16 protein-coding genes and 2 tRNA genes are annotated in these 16,478 nt (G+C 72.7%); 6 read left to right on the plus strand and 12 right to left on the minus strand.

Annotated elements, in window-relative coordinates:
- Positions 1 to 21: 21 nt before the first annotated feature.
- Positions 22 to 1,227, minus strand: coding sequence for a formate-dependent phosphoribosylglycinamide formyltransferase (purT, locus tag AOM04_RS13440; RefSeq protein WP_062465301.1), 1,206 nt, complete (start codon positions 1,225 to 1,227; stop codon positions 22 to 24).
- Positions 1,228 to 1,324: 97 nt separating this feature from the next.
- Here purT and AOM04_RS13445 point away from each other — a divergent pair, with 97 nt between their 5' ends.
- The gene (locus tag AOM04_RS13445) at positions 1,325 to 2,068 is read left to right on the plus strand and encodes a DedA family protein (RefSeq protein ID WP_062465302.1); all 744 of its coding nucleotides are present in this window, start codon (positions 1,325 to 1,327) and stop codon (positions 2,066 to 2,068) included.
- A 15-nt stretch (positions 2,069 to 2,083) separates the two neighbouring features.
- On the opposite strand, the gene AOM04_RS13450 is transcribed toward AOM04_RS13445, so the two are convergent.
- Genes AOM04_RS13450 through AOM04_RS13465 form a run of 4 tightly spaced genes read right to left on the minus strand, consistent with a single transcriptional unit; the run spans position 2,084 to position 4,976 of the window.
- Positions 2,084 to 2,644, minus strand: coding sequence for a LemA family protein (locus AOM04_RS13450; protein ID WP_062465303.1), 561 nt, complete (start codon positions 2,642 to 2,644; stop codon positions 2,084 to 2,086).
- A 28-nt stretch (positions 2,645 to 2,672) separates the two neighbouring features.
- The gene (locus AOM04_RS13455; protein ID WP_062465304.1) at positions 2,673 to 3,575 is read right to left on the minus strand and encodes a hypothetical protein; all 903 of its coding nucleotides are present in this window, start codon (positions 3,573 to 3,575) and stop codon (positions 2,673 to 2,675) included.
- Positions 3,576 to 3,614: 39 nt separating this feature from the next.
- Complete coding sequence (gene pyrE, locus AOM04_RS13460; protein ID WP_062465305.1) at positions 3,615 to 4,178, minus strand: orotate phosphoribosyltransferase; 564 nt, start codon at positions 4,176 to 4,178, stop codon at positions 3,615 to 3,617.
- Positions 4,179 to 4,211: 33 nt separating this feature from the next.
- A complete protein-coding gene (locus AOM04_RS13465) occupies positions 4,212 to 4,976 on the minus strand; it encodes an SDR family NAD(P)-dependent oxidoreductase (protein ID WP_062465306.1) in 765 nt (254 codons plus the stop codon).
- Between the two features lie 43 nt (positions 4,977 to 5,019).
- Here AOM04_RS13465 and AOM04_RS13470 point away from each other — a divergent pair, with 43 nt between their 5' ends.
- The gene (locus tag AOM04_RS13470; protein ID WP_062465307.1) at positions 5,020 to 5,808 is read left to right on the plus strand and encodes an exodeoxyribonuclease III; all 789 of its coding nucleotides are present in this window, start codon (positions 5,020 to 5,022) and stop codon (positions 5,806 to 5,808) included.
- Between the two features lie 51 nt (positions 5,809 to 5,859).
- Here AOM04_RS13470 and AOM04_RS13475 read toward each other — a convergent pair whose 3' ends face one another.
- Positions 5,860 to 6,357, minus strand: a complete 498-nt coding sequence (locus AOM04_RS13475; RefSeq protein ID WP_156160755.1) for a variant leucine-rich repeat-containing protein — start codon at positions 6,355 to 6,357, stop codon at positions 5,860 to 5,862.
- A 211-nt stretch (positions 6,358 to 6,568) separates the two neighbouring features.
- Here AOM04_RS13475 and AOM04_RS13480 point away from each other — a divergent pair, with 211 nt between their 5' ends.
- Genes AOM04_RS13480 through AOM04_RS13490 form a run of 3 tightly spaced genes read left to right on the plus strand, consistent with a single transcriptional unit; the run spans position 6,569 to position 9,431 of the window.
- Positions 6,569 to 7,219: a LuxR C-terminal-related transcriptional regulator gene (locus AOM04_RS13480; protein ID WP_062465309.1), complete on the plus strand. Its 651-nt coding sequence runs from the start codon at positions 6,569 to 6,571 to the stop codon at positions 7,217 to 7,219.
- Positions 7,216 to 8,388, plus strand: a complete 1,173-nt coding sequence (locus tag AOM04_RS13485; RefSeq protein WP_062465310.1) for a sensor histidine kinase — start codon at positions 7,216 to 7,218, stop codon at positions 8,386 to 8,388. The genes AOM04_RS13480 and AOM04_RS13485 overlap by 4 nt, the downstream gene beginning before the upstream one ends.
- Complete coding sequence (locus AOM04_RS13490) at positions 8,385 to 9,431, plus strand: DUF8320 family protein (protein ID WP_156160756.1); 1,047 nt, start codon at positions 8,385 to 8,387, stop codon at positions 9,429 to 9,431. The genes AOM04_RS13485 and AOM04_RS13490 overlap by 4 nt, the downstream gene beginning before the upstream one ends.
- Positions 9,432 to 9,473: 42 nt before the next feature.
- On the opposite strand, the gene AOM04_RS13495 is transcribed toward AOM04_RS13490, so the two are convergent.
- From AOM04_RS13495 to AOM04_RS13515, 5 genes are all read right to left on the minus strand, one after another.
- Positions 9,474 to 9,863, minus strand: a complete 390-nt coding sequence (locus AOM04_RS13495) for an SHOCT domain-containing protein (RefSeq protein ID WP_062465312.1) — start codon at positions 9,861 to 9,863, stop codon at positions 9,474 to 9,476.
- Between the two features lie 95 nt (positions 9,864 to 9,958).
- Positions 9,959 to 10,510: a DnaJ family domain-containing protein gene (locus AOM04_RS13500; protein ID WP_062465313.1), complete on the minus strand. Its 552-nt coding sequence runs from the start codon at positions 10,508 to 10,510 to the stop codon at positions 9,959 to 9,961.
- A gap of 85 nt (positions 10,511 to 10,595) precedes the next feature.
- Entirely contained in the window at positions 10,596 to 13,697 is a 3,102-nt protein-coding gene (locus tag AOM04_RS13505) for a family 43 glycosylhydrolase (protein WP_156160757.1), read from the minus strand.
- Between the two features lie 115 nt (positions 13,698 to 13,812).
- Entirely contained in the window at positions 13,813 to 14,874 is a 1,062-nt protein-coding gene (locus AOM04_RS13510; protein ID WP_062465378.1) for a LacI family DNA-binding transcriptional regulator, read from the minus strand.
- Positions 14,875 to 14,969: 95 nt separating this feature from the next.
- Positions 14,970 to 15,045 (minus strand) — tRNA-Arg (locus AOM04_RS13515).
- 254 nt (positions 15,046 to 15,299) lie between these two features.
- On the opposite strand from AOM04_RS13515, the gene AOM04_RS13520 reads away from it, so the two are divergent.
- Positions 15,300 to 16,286, plus strand: coding sequence for an NAD-dependent epimerase/dehydratase family protein (locus AOM04_RS13520; RefSeq protein ID WP_062465315.1), 987 nt, complete (start codon positions 15,300 to 15,302; stop codon positions 16,284 to 16,286).
- Positions 16,287 to 16,362: 76 nt separating this feature from the next.
- On the opposite strand, the gene AOM04_RS13525 is transcribed toward AOM04_RS13520, so the two are convergent.
- Positions 16,363 to 16,451 (minus strand) — tRNA-Ser (locus AOM04_RS13525).
- Positions 16,452 to 16,478 lie beyond the last annotated feature (27 nt).

The following is a 16,478-nucleotide window of genomic DNA, read 5'->3' on the forward strand; positions in this document are numbered from 1 at the left end:
CCGACCAGGGTCGCACCGCCGTCAGACGCCGTCGGGGTTCTCCACAAGGTCGATCCGCAGGGCCGCGGCGGCCGCCCGGGCCGTCGCGCGCGCCTCGTCCACCGTGGCGCCCCGCGCGACCGTCACGGCCACCCGACGCCGGCCGTCGACACGCGGCTTGCCGAACAGGCGCAGCTCCGTGCCCGGCTCGACCAGCGCATCGTCCACCCCCGAGAACACGGGCACGCCCGCGCCCTCGGCGAGGACCGCGCACGAGGCGGACGGGCCGAGCGTGAGGACCGCCGGCACGGGCAGGCCGAGCACCGCGCGCGCGTGCAGCGCGAACTCCGACAGGTCCTGCGAGGCGAGCGTCACCAGGCCGGTGTCGTGCGGGCGGGGCGAGACCTCGGAGAAGATCACCTCGTCGCCGCGCACGAACAGCTCGACGCCGAACACGCCGCGCCCGCCGAGCGCCGCGGTGACGGCGCCGGCGATCCGGCGCGACTCGGCGAGCGCGGCCTCGGACATGGGCTGCGGCTGCCAGGACTCGCGGTAATCGCCGTCGACCTGCGTGTGGCCGACCGGGTCGAGGAAGGTGACGCCGCCCGCGTGGCGGACCGTGAGCTGGGTGATCTCGTAGTCGAAGTCGACGAAGCCCTCGACGATGATCCGGGTGCCGCCCGCGCGGCCCCCCTCGACCGCGTACGTCCACGAGGCGTCGATGTCGGCCGCGGAGCGGATCACGGACTGGCCCTTGCCCGACGAGGACATGACGGGCTTGACCACCACGGGCAGGCCGAGCTCCTCGACCGCGGCGGCGAGGCCGTCGCGCGTGTCGACGAAGCGGTACGGCGATGTGGGCAGGCCGAGCTCCTCCGCGGCGAGGCGGCGGATGCCCTCGCGGTCCATCGTCAGGATCGTGGCGCGCGCGGTCGGGATGACGGTCGCGAGGCCGGCATCCTCGACCTCCGCGAGCACCCGCGTCGCGATCGCCTCGATCTCCGGGATCACCAGGTGCGGCCGCTCGGCATCGATGAGGGCGCGCAGCGCCGCCGGGTCGAGCATGTCGATCACGTGCGCACGGTGCGCGACCTGCATCGCGGGCGCCTCGGGATAGCGGTCGACCGCGACGACCTCGACGCCGAGCCGCATCAGCTCGATCGCGACCTCCTTGCCGAGCTCGCCCGAGCCGAGGAGCATGGCGCGGGTCGCGGACGGGGTGAGCGGGGTTCCGAGCGTGACGGTCATGCGCCCATCCTCCCAGCGGCGCACCGGGACCGGGCGCGCGAGGCCCGCGGATGGAATTCTCAGCATCCTCTAAGAGACGCGCGGTTACCCTTGCCACGTGACTGTCACCGCGCTCGCCGCCTCCCTCCACGCCTCCGGGGTCCACACCTTGGGACCCAGCTGGCTCGACCCCGAGCAGATGATCACGGGGTTCATCGACCAGTGGGGCGGCTGGGCGTTCGCCGCCGTGTGCGTGGTGGTGTTCATCGAGACGGGCCTGCTGTTCCCGTTCCTGCCGGGCGACTCGCTGCTGTTCACGGTCGGCCTGCTCATCGGCACCGGCGTGCTGCACATCCCGCTGCCTGTCGCGGGCATCGTGCTCGGGCTCGTCGCGTTCGCGGGCGACCAGAACGCCTACCTCATCGGCAGGAAGAGCGGGCCGCGGCTGTTCGACCGCCCCGACTCGCGCATCTTCAAGAAGAAGCACATCGACCAGACGCACGCGTTCTTCGAGCGCTACGGCGGCCGCGCGATCTTCATGGGCCGCTTCGTGCCGTTCGTGCGCACCTACATCGCGGTCGCGGCGGGCGTGGGCCGCATGCCGTACCGGACCTTCGTGAAGTGGTCCATCGCGGGCGGCCTCACGTGGGGCCTCGGGTTCACCACGCTCGGCTACTTCCTGGGCAACATCGCGCTCATCCGCGACAACATCGAGCTCGCGGCGATCGCGATCGTCGGCATCTCCGTCCTGCCGATCGCCTTCGAGTGGCTCAAGCATCGCCGGGCGGCCAAGGCGGGCGTCGCGATGGACGATGCGGCGGTCGCCGGGGCGCCGTCGCCCACCGACGCGGCGGCCGAGTAGGCGGACGCCCGACCGCTAGAACTGGACGTTCGGCGCCTGGCGCGCGGCGTCCTCGGTCTCGAAGTACTCCTCGCGGTGGAAGCCGAACATGTTGGCGATGATCACCGTGGGGAACGTCTCGATGCGGGTGTTGAGCGTGCGGACGTTCGCGTTGTAGAAGCGGCGGCCCGCGGCGATGCGGTCCTCGGTGTTGGTCAGCTCGGACTGCAGCTGGATGAAGTTCTGGTTCGCCTTGAGGTCCGGGTAGGCCTCGGCGACCGCGAAGAGGCGGCCCAGCGCCTGCGTGAGGATGTTCTCCTGCGCGGCCTGCTCTGCGGGCGACGAGCCGGGCGCGGCCGCGATGGTGCGGGCCTGTGTGACGGCCTCGAGCGTGCCGGCCTCGTGCTTGGCGTAGCCCTTGACGGTCTCGACGAGGTTGGGGATGAGGTCGTGGCGGCGCTGCAGCTCGACGTCGATCTGGCGCCAGGCCTCCTGCACCAGGTTCCGCAGCCGTACCAGGCCGTTGTAGGCCGCGATCGCCCAGATCACGATGATGACCACGATCACCGCGAGCGCGATGAGGAACCACTCCAGCATGAATCTCTCCTGACGTCTCTGCGCGAGCCTAGCGAGGTTCGTCGTCCATGCCCAGGGTCGCCTCGCCGGGTTCGGCCGGGTCCTCGACGCCGATGCCGGTGTACCGACGCGAGGTCAGCGCGCCGGGGGTGACGGCCCAGTCGGGGCCCGCGAGCGGCGCGTCGGGGTCGGGGATCTCCTGCCCCTCGTCGGCGTAGCGACGGAGCACGTGTGCGGGGATGCGCCGCGCGACGCCCGACACGACGTCGAGCCGCTTCGCGAGGGTGTCGACGCCCTCGCGGCCGGACGACCACATCAGCACGGCGCCGCCGTCGATGCGCAGCGCGCGCCCCTCGGCGTCCCACTGCAGCAGCCGCTCGATCATGCGCGGGTCGACCACGTCGTGGCCGTAGCGCCGGTCCCGGGCGATGACCCGCCACCGCTCGTTGAAGGCGTGCGACTCGACCTCGATGTCGATGCCCCCGAAGGCCTGCGCGATCCTCCCCGCGAGCGACTCCGGCACGATGTCGAGACGCGGCAGCCTCACGTCGAGCTCCGCGAGGGTGACCTGGAACACCTGCGCCGTGGTGCGGTCGCCGTCGCGCTGCGTCTCGACCACGTGGGTGAAGGTGGCGCAGCGGGCGCCCCCGTAGCGGCCCTCGAGCACGTCCTCCTGGCGCACGGACGTGCCCGACAGGTCGAACGGCATGCCAGAGAAGCGCAACGAGTACTTGGCGGTGCGCGGCGTGTGGGTCCAGCCATGGCTCGCGGCGAAGGCGGCCGACGCGTCGCGGTGGCGCAGGCGCGCCAGCCCCTCCCAGGCGGCGAACAGCCCCGCCAGCGCGCCGGCCGCGAGGATCACCCACGCGGCGCGCCCGCCGAAGAGGTAGGCAAGGGAGGCCAGGCCGAGCAGCGCACCGACCCCGATGCGCATCGACGTGATCCCCCGCATGCCCGTCACCCTAGCGACGGGACGATGCGCCGGGAAGGCTCAGGCGAGGTCGAGGTCGTCAAGCCCGTACAGGTAGAGGTAGGGCAGACCCTCCTCCTCGATGACCTCGCGCGCACCCGTGTTGCGGTCCACGATCACGGCCACGGCGACGACGTCCGCACCGGCCTCCTTGAGCGCGCTCACGGCCGTGAGGACCGAGCCGCCGGTGGTGGAGGTGTCCTCGACCGCGACGACCTTGCGGCCGGCGACGTCGGGGCCCTCGATGCGGCGCTGGAGGCCGTGCGCCTTGTTCTCCTTGCGCACGACGAACGCGTCGAGGTCGAGGCCGCGTGACGCGGCGGCGTGCATGAGCGCGGTCGCGACCGGGTCGGCGCCGAGCGTGAGGCCGCCGACCGCGTCGACGTCGGCGGGCCCGAAGCCGGCCTCCTCGAGCGCGTCGAGCAGCACGTGGCCCACGAGCGGGGCGGCCCGGTGGTGGAGGGTGATGCGGCGCAGGTCCACGTAGTAGTCGGCCTCGCGGCCCGACGCGAGGGTGATGCGGCCGTGCACGACGGCCAGGTCCTTGATGAGGTCGCGCAGCTGCTCGCGAGGGGTACCGGTCATGGGCCCCAGCCTAACGGGGGACGATGCGGGGGCTCAGTCGCGCGCGATGGTGCGGCCGCGACGCGTGACCGCGGTGGGGACGGCGCGCATCACCGTGGCCGCGAGCGCGTAGGCCGGGGTCGGTGTGACGACGGTCTGACCGCGGCGCACGGCCGCGAGCGCCGAGGTGACCACGCGCTCCGGGTCGAGCCACGCGAGGTCGGGGAACTCGTCGCGCATGTGGCGCAGCGAGTCCGTGTCGTGGAACCGCGTGCGCACCAGGCCGGGCAGCACCGCGGTGGCGGTGACGCCGGTGCCGGCGAGCTGCCCGGCGAGCGCCTGGGTGAAGTCCACCGCCCAGCGCTTGTGCGCCGCGTACGTCGAGTTGCCGAGCCGCGCGGCGACGGAGGCGACGTTGAGGATCGCGCCGTGGCCGCGCTCGACCATGCCGGGCAGCGCCGCGTGGGCGAGCTGGAGCGGCGCGGTGACGTGGATGTCGAGGAGCGCACGCTCCCGCTCCCAGGTCGAGGTCAGGAAGCCCTCGCCGAGCCCGAAGCCGGCGTTGTTGACGAGCAGGCTGACCGGCGCCTCGTCGGCGGCGAGGCGGTCGGCGACGGCCTCGCGTCCCTCCTCGGTGGTGAGGTCGGCGGGCAGGATCTCGGCGGCGCGGCCGGTCGCGGAGGTGAGCACCTCGGCGACCTCGCTGAGCCGGTCCCGCGACCTCGCCACGAGCACCACGTCGTGGCCCGCGGTGGCGAGCTGCCACGCGAACTCCTCGCCGAGCCCCGCGGAGGCCCCCGTCACCAGTGCGATCGCCATGACGGAAGGCTACCCGCGCATCGTCCACCGGTAGTTTGGGGGGATGCGCCTCGCCACCTGGAACGTGAACTCCATCCGTGCCCGCGTCGACCGTGTGGTCGACTGGCTCGACCGCTCCGGCACCGACGTCCTCGCGATGCAGGAGATCAAGTGCAAGCCCGAGCAGTTCCCGCGCGAGGCCTTCGAGGCGGCGGGCTACGAGCTCGCGATCCACGGCCTCAACCAGTGGAACGGCGTCGCGATCGCGTCCCGCGTGGGCCTGACCGACGTGGAGACGGAGTTCCCGCTGCAGCCGGGCTTCGCCAAGACGGGCGAGCCCGCCCTCGAGGCGCGCGCGCTCGGGGCGACCGCGGGCGGCGTGCGCGTGTGGAGCCTCTACGTGCCCAACGGCCGCGGCCTCGCGGACCCGCACTACGCGTACAAGCTGGACTTCCTCGCACGCCTCAAGGACGCCGCCGCGACGTGGGCCGATGGGCCTACCGCGCTCGTGGGCGACTTCAACGTCGCGCCGCTGCCCACCGACATCTGGTCGGAGGAGGACTCCGAGGCGGTCACGCACGTGACCCCCGAGGCGCGCGCGGCGTTCCACGCGTTCGAGGACGCCGGCTACACCGAGCTGTCGCGCCGCTTCATCCCCGACGAGCGCACCTACACGTTCTGGGACTACAAGGCGCTGCGCTTCCCCAAGGGCGAGGGCATGCGGATCGACTTCGTGTACGCGTCCGCGCCGCTCGCCGAGCGCGCGACGGGCGTGACCATCGTGCGCGACGAGCGCAAGGGCAAGGGCGCCTCGGACCACGTGCCCGTGGTCGTGGACATCGCGGAGGCCTGAGCCGAGACGGTCGGCCGAGCAGGCGAGACGGTCAGCCGAGCGGCGAGGCGGTCAGCCGAGCAGGCGGCCGCGCGCCGAGATGGCCGCGAGCACGGCCGGCTCGCCCTGCTCGGTGAGCCACTGCAGGAGGTTCGCGGGGGTCGCAGGGTTCGCGGCGATCGCGGGGCGCAGCTCCGGGTGCGCATAGGCGAGCTCCGACAGCTCGATGCCGGTGGCGTACGGGCTCGCGGCGAGCAGGCGCGCGGCCCCGGCGCCGGCGGCCCCGAACGGCGCGGGCGCCGGGTCGGTGCGGTAGGCGGTCGCGACGGACGGCACAGGCTCGAGCGGATGCCGTGCGTCGTGGACCAGGCGGCGCACGATGACGGCGATGATCGCCAGCGGCACGAGGGGCAGGACGAGCACCACGGGCGGCACGTCGACGTGGAACACGTACTCCGTCAGCAGCGCGAAGCCGATGAAGAAGACGGCACCGACGAGGAAGATGGTCCTCGAGCCGGCGCTCAGGGCCACGCGGGGGTGAAGAGAGGTGATGACGACGAGAGCAAGCATTCCCCCCGTGGCGACAAGAGCGAGAGACTCGGTCGACCAGCTCACTGCTCGAACCCCTCTCCACCTCCCACGTGAACCTCGGGAAGAGCGTCTCGTGCAGGGGGTTCGCGGGCAAGCCCCCACTTATGGGGGCAACGCCCCCGACAGGCATCGGTGCCAGGCCGGACGCCGTCTCGTCCACTAGAGTGCCAAGGAGGAAAGGGGGCCTGCCATGACGGTCGCGAAGGAGCGTCGGGTCATCGCGCTCGTGGAGGATCACGCCCTGATCGCGCTGGGCTTCCGGGACCTCGTGGAGGGCACCCCCGACCTCGAGCTGGCGGGCCTCGTCGAGAGCGTGGACGCGCTGCCGGGCCTGGGCCGGCCGCTCGATCTCGTGGTACTCGACCTGCGGCTCGCGGACGGCTCGACGCCCGAGGCCAACATCGCCGCGATCCACGCGATGGGCGCCGAGGTGCTCATCTACACCGGGGGCGAGGACCGGCGCCTCATCCAGTCCGCCGCGCGCGCGGGCGCGCTGGGGCTCATCCGCAAGTCCTCGGAGCCCGAGCTGCTGCTCGACGCGATCCGCACGGCCGCCGCCGGCCAGGAGGTCTTCGGCACGGACTGGGCCGCCGCGATCGACTCGGACGACTCGCTCGCCGACGCGCGCCTGAGCGCGCGCGAGCGCGAGATCCTCTCGCTCTACGCCTCGGGGCTCACCGCCTACTCCGTCGCCCGGCACCTCGGGGTGTCGCGCGAGACCGTCGCGGACTACGTGAGCCGCATCCGCCGCAAGTACGCCGATGCGGGCCGCCCCGCCCAGTCTCGCGTCGACCTGTACAAGCGCGCGCTCGAGGACGGCCTGCTCGAGGGACCTCAGTGAACGCTGCCGCGAGGCCGGCGCGAGAACGCCTCCAGCGCACCCTCCTGCTCGCCGACGGCATCGGCGCCCTCATCTTCGCCGCGCTGCTCGCCACGGGCCCCAGCGGCTTCCTCGCGCAGATCGACCAGCTCCGCGCGCCCTTCGGGGTCGTCACAGTGGTCGTGGGCGTGGGGATCCCCGCGTCCTACATCATCCTCGCGCGCATCCTGCCGATCCGGGCGCTGCTGCTGGTCGCGGGGACCACGTCGATGGTGTTCATCGCCGTGCAGCTGCTATGGCCGTCGATGATGGTCGACAGGTATCTCGCGGACGACGCGACGCCGTGGATCCAGGGCATCAACGCGATCCACGCGACCGCCGCGGCCGTCGCCTGGCCGCACGTGATCGGCTGGGTCTACCCGCTCATCCAGGGACCGCTCGTCGCGATCATCCAGATCCAGGTGCGCGAGGACTCGGCGCTCCCGGCGACGCTCGACGGGCTCGGCGCGATCATCTTCTGCCTCATCCTGTGCGGCATCTCGATCGCCCTCATCGGGGCCGGCGACCGGCAGGACGCGGCCGCCGCCCACGCGCGCGAGCAGGCGGCGCTCGAGGCGAGCAGGCGCACGCGCGAGGCGGAGCAGACCCGCATCAACGCGATCGTGCACGACGACGTGATGTCCGTGCTGCTCGCGGCGTCGCGGCCGTCGCCTCCCGCGAGCCTCGCGGAGCAGGCCGATCGCGCCATCGCGAGCGTCGAGTCGCTCGTGAGCGGGCGCACCGAGAGCCGCGACTACGACCCCGAGGAGTTCGTCGCCGTGATCCGCTCGACGGCGGCGGCCCTCGACCCCGCGGTGCCCGTGCGCTACGCGGTCGACGGCGACGGTGCGCTGCCCGCCGGCGTGGTCGCCGCGTTCGCGGAGGCGACCGCCGAGGCGCTGCGCAACGCCTTCCGCCACGGCGGCCCCGACAGCGCGCCGCGCGTCGAGTGCGACGTCGACGGCGGCGCCGCCCGCGTGGTGATCGCCGACTCGGGCTCCGGATTCTCCCCCACCCGCATCCCCCAGCGGCGGCTGGGCATCCGCGTGAGCATCCTCGAGCGCATGCGCACCGTCCAGGGCGGCGACGCGGACGTCACGTCGGCGCCCGGCTCCGGCACCACGGTCACCCTCGCGTGGAGGCGCGCATGAGCCTCGGCACCCAGGCCCCGCCGCAGGCGTCGCGCACCGTCGACGTCAGCCGGCTGCTCGCGCTTAGGTCCGAGGGCGCGAGCCTCATCCTCGGCGTGTTCATCGTCACCAACGTGGTCTTCACCGTGGCGACGATCCACACGCTCAGCGTCCAGTGGCCCGCCTACGTCGCCGCGGTCGTCGTCAGCGGCGCGGGCGTGCTCCTCGCGCGACCGCATCCGGATCCGTTCCCGATGCGCGACTCGCTCCTGGTGGTCGGCGCGGTGGTCGCGTCGACCCTGCTGATCTCGTGGTGCCTGCCGACCGAGGGCCCCACGGGCCGCGCATCGTGGCACCTCGGCTCGAACACGTGGCTGCTGTGGATCCTCATCCTCCGCGGCAGGACCGCGCTGGCATGGTCCGCGGCCGGCGCGATGACCGCGATCACCATGGTGTGGGCCGCCACTACCGGCCGGGGCGCGCTCGCGGGCCTGCTCATGGTCGACACCCAGCTGGGCCTGCTCGTGGTCGCGACGCTGTTCGTCACGAGCCTGAGGCGCACCGCTCGCCGCATCAACGACCTCACCGAGCGCTCGGTCGACGCCGCGGCGGCCGCCGCCACCGCCGAGGCGAGCCGCCAGGTGCGGCTGCAGCGCGCCGCCGAGGTCGCCTCGTCCTCGCTGCCGCTGCTCCACCGCATCGCCACCGACGTGCCCCTGGACGAGCGCGAGCGGGCCGTCATGCGCGAGGCCGAGGCCCGGCTGCGCGACGGCGTGCGCGGGCGGGGGCTCGCGACGCCCACCATCCTGGACGCCGCCGCCGCCGCGCGCGCCCGCGGCGTCGAGGTGACCCTGCTGGACGACCGCGGCGCCGGGCTCGCGAGCGGCGACGCCATGGCGCGGGTGGACGATGCGGTGTCCGCCTGTCTCGCGGAGGCCACGGGCACCGTCACGGTGCGGCTCCTGCCCGCCGAGCGCGACGAGGCCATCACGATCGTGAGCGTGGCGGACGACGAGGTCCACCGCATCGTCCTCGACGAGGACGGGAACACGACGGCGGCCTGACCCCGAGGGATCAGGCCGCCGTGAAGGTGCGGCGCGCGAGGGTCAGGCGAGGGCCTTGGCCTTGAGCGCCGCGAACTCCTCGGGCGTGATGGCGCCCGCGTCGAGCAGCTCCTTCGCCGCCTTGATCTCGGAGGCGGAACCCTCCTCGCCCATGAGGCCCTTGGTGTACTCGACCTGGGCGGCGCGCACCTCCTGCGCGGCGGCCACATCGCGCTCGGCCATGCCGCGGCCGCGGGCGATGATGTAGATCAGGGCGCCGAGGATCGGCAGGAGCACGAGCAGCAGGGTCCAGAGGATCTTGCCGACGACCTTGAGGTTCGGGTCACGGAAGACGTCGATGACGAACCGGATGACGAGGAAGATGAACGAGATCCAGATGAAGAACCAGAGGGACCACAGGAGGATGTCGACGAAGTTCGAGAAGAAGTCCATCGGAGTGCCTTTCCGCGGCGGGCACGGTGCTCGCCTATGCAACCCTCACATTAGCGGGCAATACACCGCAATGCCCGCCAATTTCGGGTGACGCGTCACCGTCCCCGGCGGGCGCGCCAGGCGGCCACCTCGCGGGTCGCGTCTCGCAGCCCGGTGACGAGCGGAGGACCCGCGCTCGGGCGTGCCCGCGCGGACAGCACCCTCGCGTTGAACGCCTCGATGGACTCGCGTACCGCGGCCTCGTCGGCGAGCGCGTCGAGGCGCGCATCGAGGTCCGCGTCCTCGCGGCGCAGGAGCACCGACTCGGGCGCGACGCCGTCGAGCCGCTCGCGCTCGACGAGCGCCTTGGTCCACCAGTCGGGGTCGCCGCTCGACAAGCCGGGGATGGGCTTGCCCGCGAGCGGGAGGTCGTCGAAGTCGCCGCGGCGCTGCGCCTCGACGATCTGGCGCTCGACCCACAGGTGCTGGGTGTCGATCCGGTCGCGGCGACGCCGCGCGGCGAGCGGCTCGTCCGCCTCGCCGGCCAGCCGCTTATCCGTGAGGCGCGCGATGTCGGGGCCCTGCTCCCCCGCGTCCGACGCGTCCGCGCGATGCGACCGGTAGCGCGCGGCGTCGAGGGCCGGGTCGTGCGGTCGATGCTCGCTCACCCGGCCATGGTGTCACGCCGTGCGGAAGGCACGACGGCCGCGGACTGCGCCGCGGCCGCCGTGCCCCTCTCCGGAAGGATCGGGGTCAGCCGATCAGCTCCCACGGGCCGTTCTTCGCGCCCGGGGTCTGGCCGCGCGTCCACCACTTCGCGCGGTAGGTGGCACCGTCGTAGGTGACGACGTCGCCCGCGGTGAAGATGCGGGTGGAGGTCCACACCGCGACGCCGTCGGCGCCCGTGACGACCTGCTGCCAGGGGCCGTAGGTCGCGCCGGGGGTCTGGCCCTTGGTCCACCACGAGGCGACCCACCGGGTGCCGTCGTAGAGCACGGCGTCACCCTCGACGAAGGTCGCGGCCGCGGTCCACGGCACGAGCACCTCGAGCGCCACGGTGGCCCGCACCGCATCCGCGCCGGAGGGGACGAGCCCGTCGACGGCGGTCACGGAGACCGTGAGGGTGCCGGGGGCGGATGAGTCGAAGCCGGTGACCACGTACTCGTCGGGGGCGAGCTCCCGGCTCGACCCGTCGGCGAACGTGCCGGTGACCGCGAGCCCCGCGTCCGCGAGGGTCGCGCCGACGGGGAGCAGCGTCGTCGCCGCCTCGACGGTGACGGACCGGAGCGCTGGGTTCAGCGCGTCGCGGGCCGCGTCCAGGTCCGCGAGCGCGGCGTCGATCCGGGCCTGCGTGCTGACGGTGCCCAGGACGGCGGCCGCCTCGTCGCGCGCGCCGGCGAACGGGTCCCACCCGGTCGAGGCGAAGTCCGCCTCGGCGAGCGCGGCGGCCTCGTCGTACGCGGCCTGGAGCGCGGACGCGTCGACGTGCTGGCGGCGCAGCGACAGCGCGTCGACCGCGAGGTACGCGCCGCCGTCGCCGACCGCCCTCACCGTCACCCGCGTCGTGCCCGCGGGGAGCACGATGTCGGTGAGCGACGCGGCGGACCAGCCCGTGGTCGCGGGCAGGTCGAGGACGTGATCGACCCCATCGGCGCCCGTGACGACGACCTGCGCCTCGCTCAGCGCGGCGGGTCGGTTGGACTGCAGGGCGAGCGTGTAGACGCCGGCGGGCACCGCATCGTCCTGGTACACGCCTCCCGCGAACGGGGTGGCGGCCCCCAGGCGCAGCGCGAAGCGGGTCTTGTCGGCGCCCGGCGACACGTTCGACACGAAGGCCGAGGTGCCGGAGCCGGCGTCCGTGGCCTGCGTCCAGCCGGTGACCGTGGTGACCGCGATGCGGTCGGCCGCGAAGTCGGGGTTGAGCACGTAGTTGTTGCCGAACCCGACCTCCCACGCTCCGGTGGTGGCGTCGAGATCCCACTCGCTGAGCGAGTTGAAGGTGACGTCCGCGCCCGTGCCGGACAGCGGCACCCACTGGTTGTAGCCGAGGCCGTTCCACGCGAAGTCGGCCCACCGGTCGCCCGCGTAGATCACCGTGTCCTGCTCGCTGCCGTGGACGGTGAGGAAGAAGCCGCTCTGGGTGACGTGGCTGTAGTCCATCTCCGTGCCGGGCAGCACGTACATGCTCGAGTACGCGCCCTGGATGTCGGACGTGAGCGAGCGGACGATGTACGTCTGCGAGGTGTTCCAGCCGTGGAGGTCGGAGCTCGCGATGTAGTACCGGCCGTCGAGCTTGAACATCGCGTTGCCCTCGCGGCCGGCGCCGGCGTAGACCTGGACGGCCTTCTCGACGGACAGCGAGTCGGCGTCGCTGATCTTGGCGACGTAGGTGCGGCCGCGGCCGCTGCGGTAGGAGAACACCAGGTAGTCGGAGCCGTCGTCGTCGGTGAAGACCGTCTGGTCGCCGGTGCCCTGGTTGTACCCGCTGCCGTTGTCGTAGACGCCGGGGACGTGGGTCTGGAGGTTGGCGTACGTGAAGTCGGCCGTCGGCGAGTCCGCGCTGAGGAACAGCACGCCGGCGTTGGTGACGCGGTTGGGGTCGGCGTTCTCGAACTGCGTGAGCAGCACGTACTTGCCGGTGTTCTCGTTGTAGACCACGCCGAGGCGGCCGATCCACACCGAGTCGCCCAGGTCCTCCATGTCGGAGAAGTAGGTGCCCGAGACGTCCTTGGACGTCGGGATGTGGACCTTGGTGTCCGTGGTCGCGATGTCGTTCTCGAACGTCCAGTTCACCAGGTCCTTCGACGAGTACGCGGTGATGGACTTGAACGTCGCGTCGTAGGTCTTGGACGGGTTCGCGTAGTACTGCTCGGCGCCCGTGTAGCGCACGCCGTACCAGTAGTAGGTGTCGCCGAAGCGGAAGATGCCGCCGCCCTGCGAGTAGATCGGGTTGCCGTCGGTGTCGAGCCAGAAGCGGTTGTTCTCGATCGTCGCGGCGGTGCTGTCGGCGACCGCGACGAGCGCGCCCGCGGCGTCGAGCAGCCCGTTCTTGGCGGCGACGACCGCCGGGGTGGTCGCGGCCGGGTCCTCGACGACCCCGTTCGCCGCCGTGACGGCCCCCGCGAACGGGGTCCAGGTGTCGGCCGTGTAGTCGGTGGGCACGTAGCTCGCGTACCGCGTGAGGAGGTCCCGCAGGCCCGAGACCTGCACGAGGCCCGTGGCCGCGGCCTCGAGGGCGGTGCGCGCGGCGGTGAGGGTGGACGATGCGGCGGCGGGGTCGTCGTAGGCGGCCCGCGCGGCGGCCCGCGCCTGGGCGAAGGGGGCCCAGCTCGAGGCGGTGTGGTCGGCCTCGGCGAGGTCGGCGTAGCGCGCGATCGTCGCGGCGAGCGGGGCACGCTCGTCCGCGGGCACCGTGGTGGTGAACACCACGCTCGCGTGGTTGACCCATCCGATGGGCACGAGTCGCAGCACGTGGTCGCCCTGCGCGAGGCCGCCGTAGCTGAAGATCTCGATGGTGGCCGACTTCGCGCCGTTGTAGTTGGCGGTGCCGACCTTGACGTCGTCGACATACACGTCGGCGGTGCCGTTGGTCGTGGACCTGCGCCCGTACATGACGAAGGACTCGCCGGTGAACGCGATCTCGAGCGTCGCGCCCGCGGTGGCCCATGCGTGGGTGCTGTTGCTCGCCCACTCCCCCTGGTACCAGGTCTTCCACGGGGTGCCCTGGGTGGTCGTGGTGTCCGTGTACGACACGGTGGTGGTCGTGGTCTGCGCGGCCTGGGCGGCGGGCACCAGCCCGAACGCGACGAGCAGTGCTGTCAGAAGGGCGGCGAGCGCCACGGTGCGTGGCCTCACGGCCGTTGCCGGCGTCTGGATCAAGGTGGTCTCCGTCGTTGCAGTCATCCTCGTGGTACAGCGCTGTACCACCGCGACGCTAGCGCGCGTGCCGAGGCACCGCAAGGGGAACCGCTCAGCGCGTCGTGCCGCGCTCGATCACGCTCGACTGCGCGAGCAGCTCGGCGGGAGGCTCGGCCGACTGGTCGATGCGGGCGATCAGGCGGTCCAGCGCCGTGGGGGCGATCCAGTCGATACGCGAGTCCATCGTGGTGAGCGGCGGGACCAGGAACGCCGACTCCTCGATGTTGTCGAAGCCGATCACCTGGACGTCCTCGGGCACCCGCCTGCCGCTCTCGCGTAGCGCGGAGATCGCGCCGATCGCGAGCCCGTCGTTGAGGCACACGAGCCCGTCGAACGGGATGCCGGTCGCGAGCAGCGCGCGCGTGGTGCGGAAGCCGCCGCCGATGGTCCAGTCGAAGCCGCTCACGCCGACCAGGTGGGGGTCGAGCGGCCGGCCCGCCGCGACGGCGGCCTCGAGCACGCCCCGCAGGCGTTGCGCGGCGTTGCCCTCCGACGCCGCGGCGATCGCGGTACGGTCGTAGGGCACGTAGGCGCCCACCACGGCGAGCGAGGTGACGCCGCGCGCGTAGAGGAACTCGGCCGCGGTGCGCGCGTCGGTCACGTCGTGCGTGGTGACCCGGTCGGCGCGCCCATACGTGGGGCGGGACCCGAGGCACACGAGGGGGAAGTCCACGTCGAGCGCCTCGGCGGTGAGCGCCTCGTCCTCGGGCAGGGACAGGAGCAGCCCGTCGCTGAGACGGGGGTTGAACTGCCGCAGGAAGCTGGCGGCGCCGCCCTCGGCGAGCTCCGGATAGATGGTCACGTAGAGCTCGAGGGCCCGCGCGTGCGCCTCCTCGATGACCGCATCGGCGAGGTGCGCGAGATAGGCATGCTTGAGCCGCGGCACCGCCAGCGTGACGGCGCCGGTGCGACCGCGCATGAGGTTGCGGGCCGCGACGTTGACCTTGTAGCCGAGCGCGTCGACGACGGCCAGCACGCGCGCCCGGGTCTCGGGCGACATGCGCCCCGTGCCGTTCACCGCGTTCGAGGCGGTCTTGATCGAGACGCCGGCGCGCTCGGCGACGGCCTCCAGCGTCACGCCTCGGCGGCGCCGCGCCGCACCGCTGTCCCCCATGGTCACGGGCCGACCCTACCGGTGGGGCGGCCGCGCGACGGCGACGCCCCCGGAGACGCGAAGAAGGCCGGACCATACGGTCCGGCCTTCGCATCTGGCGCGCCCGGAGGGATTCGAACCCCCAACCTTCTGATCCGTAGTCAGATGCTCTATCCGTTGAGCTACGGGCGCGTGACCCTCGCGGGCCGAGACACAACTATACAGGGTTCCGGGAGCACTTCTGCACACTCGCCGCTCCTGGGCCCCTCGCTGGCACCGGCCTGACGATGATATCCCTCGCATTTCGCCTATTTCATCCCGAACCCCTTCCCTTGGAATCCCCTTCGCGGGCATCATCAGGGGACCGGCCGCGGCCGTGGCGGCGTCCAGGCGCCGCTCGCGGTGCGACCGTCGGGCCGTGGGGGGATCTCGAGGGGGGAGCTGAGATGGCCGACATGTGGGACGGGATGGCGTGCCTGGTGACGGGGGGCGCCGGGTTCGGCGGCAGCCACCTCGTGGCCGAGCTCGTCGAGCGCGGAGCGCGCGTGACCGTGGTGGATCGCGACGCGATCCCCGGCAAGCCGCTCGAGGACATGGGCGTCGACGACGCGATCACCTTCGTCCAGGGCGACCTGCGCGAGCCCGAGACGCTCGAGGCCGCGTTCGCGCACGGGCCCTTCGGCGTGGTGCTCCACCTCGCGGCGGACCCCATCATCATGAACAGCCTCAGCAAGCCCGCGTCGGTGGTGGACGACAACGTGCGCGCGACCACGATGGTGCTCGAGGCCTGCCGCGTCGCCGGCAACCACCCCGTCTTCGTGTTCGCCTCCAGCGGGGCGTACTACGGGGACAGCTTCGACCCGGAGCCGATCCCGGAGACCCGCGAGCCGCGCCTCGCGACCAACCTCTACGGCCCCTCGAAGATGGCGGCCGAGATGATCGTGCGCGGCTACGGCAACACGTTCGGCATCCCGCACGCCTCGTGCCGCTTCATGAACACCTACGGCCCCGGCGACCGCCACGCCTCCCGGCTCGTGCCCCGCGCGCTCGCGCAGCTCGCCGCCGGCGACTCGTACGACTTCGGCGAGCGCGACGACGGCTCGACCCGCCTGGACTTCCTCTACGTGGGCGACATGGCGCGCGCCTACATGAGCGCCGCCGAGCACCTCGCGGCGGGCGGGGAGCCGGGCGCATTCAACTTCGGCAACGCGACCCTCAACTCGGTGCGCGACGTGGCGGAGCGCGTCAGCCTCGCGTACGACGGCGTCGCTCGGGAGCCCGCGTTCCGCGGCGTCCGCACCGGCCCGCCGCGCCAGCGCCGCCTCGACGTCACCAAGGCCCACGAGGTGCTCGGCTGGAGCGCCTCGACACCGCTCGACGAGGGCCTCGCCGCGACCGTGGCCTGGTACCGCGCCGGGGTGCCCGCCGCCTGAGGCGCGCCCGGCGCATCGTCCCGCGCCGCACGAATGCGACAGGCCCCGCCGCTCACGCGACGGGGCCTGCTCGGAGCGGAGACGGTGGGATTTGAACCCACGGAGGGGGTTAACCCTCACGGTCTTAGCAGGACCGCGCACTAGACCTGACTATGCGACGTCTCCAGGCGTGCCCCAGGATAGCGGGCGTAT

The organism is Demequina soli (assembly GCF_000971195.1).
Lineage (GTDB): Bacteria > Actinomycetota > Actinomycetes > Actinomycetales > Demequinaceae > Demequina > Demequina soli.

Coding starts and splice junctions, on each gene's coding strand:
- purT (WP_062465301.1), bottom strand. CDS start 1,227: ATGACCGTCACGCTCGGAACCCCGCTCACCCCGTCCGCGACCCGCGCC.
- AOM04_RS13450 (WP_062465303.1), bottom strand. CDS start 2,644: ATGCTGGAGTGGTTCCTCATCGCGCTCGCGGTGATCGTGGTCATCATC.
- AOM04_RS13455 (WP_062465304.1), bottom strand. CDS start 3,575: ATGCGGGGGATCACGTCGATGCGCATCGGGGTCGGTGCGCTGCTCGGC.
- pyrE (WP_062465305.1), bottom strand. CDS start 4,178: ATGACCGGTACCCCTCGCGAGCAGCTGCGCGACCTCATCAAGGACCTG.
- AOM04_RS13465 (WP_062465306.1), bottom strand. CDS start 4,976: ATGGCGATCGCACTGGTGACGGGGGCCTCCGCGGGGCTCGGCGAGGAG.
- AOM04_RS13470 (WP_062465307.1), top strand. CDS start 5,020: ATGCGCCTCGCCACCTGGAACGTGAACTCCATCCGTGCCCGCGTCGAC.
- AOM04_RS13475 (WP_156160755.1), bottom strand. CDS start 6,357: ATGCTTGCTCTCGTCGTCATCACCTCTCTTCACCCCCGCGTGGCCCTG.
- AOM04_RS13480 (WP_062465309.1), top strand. CDS start 6,569: ATGACGGTCGCGAAGGAGCGTCGGGTCATCGCGCTCGTGGAGGATCAC.
- AOM04_RS13490 (WP_156160756.1), top strand. CDS start 8,385: ATGAGCCTCGGCACCCAGGCCCCGCCGCAGGCGTCGCGCACCGTCGAC.
- AOM04_RS13495 (WP_062465312.1), bottom strand. CDS start 9,863: ATGGACTTCTTCTCGAACTTCGTCGACATCCTCCTGTGGTCCCTCTGG.
- AOM04_RS13510 (WP_062465378.1), bottom strand. CDS start 14,874: ATGGGGGACAGCGGTGCGGCGCGGCGCCGCCGAGGCGTGACGCTGGAG.
- AOM04_RS13520 (WP_062465315.1), top strand. CDS start 15,300: ATGGCCGACATGTGGGACGGGATGGCGTGCCTGGTGACGGGGGGCGCC.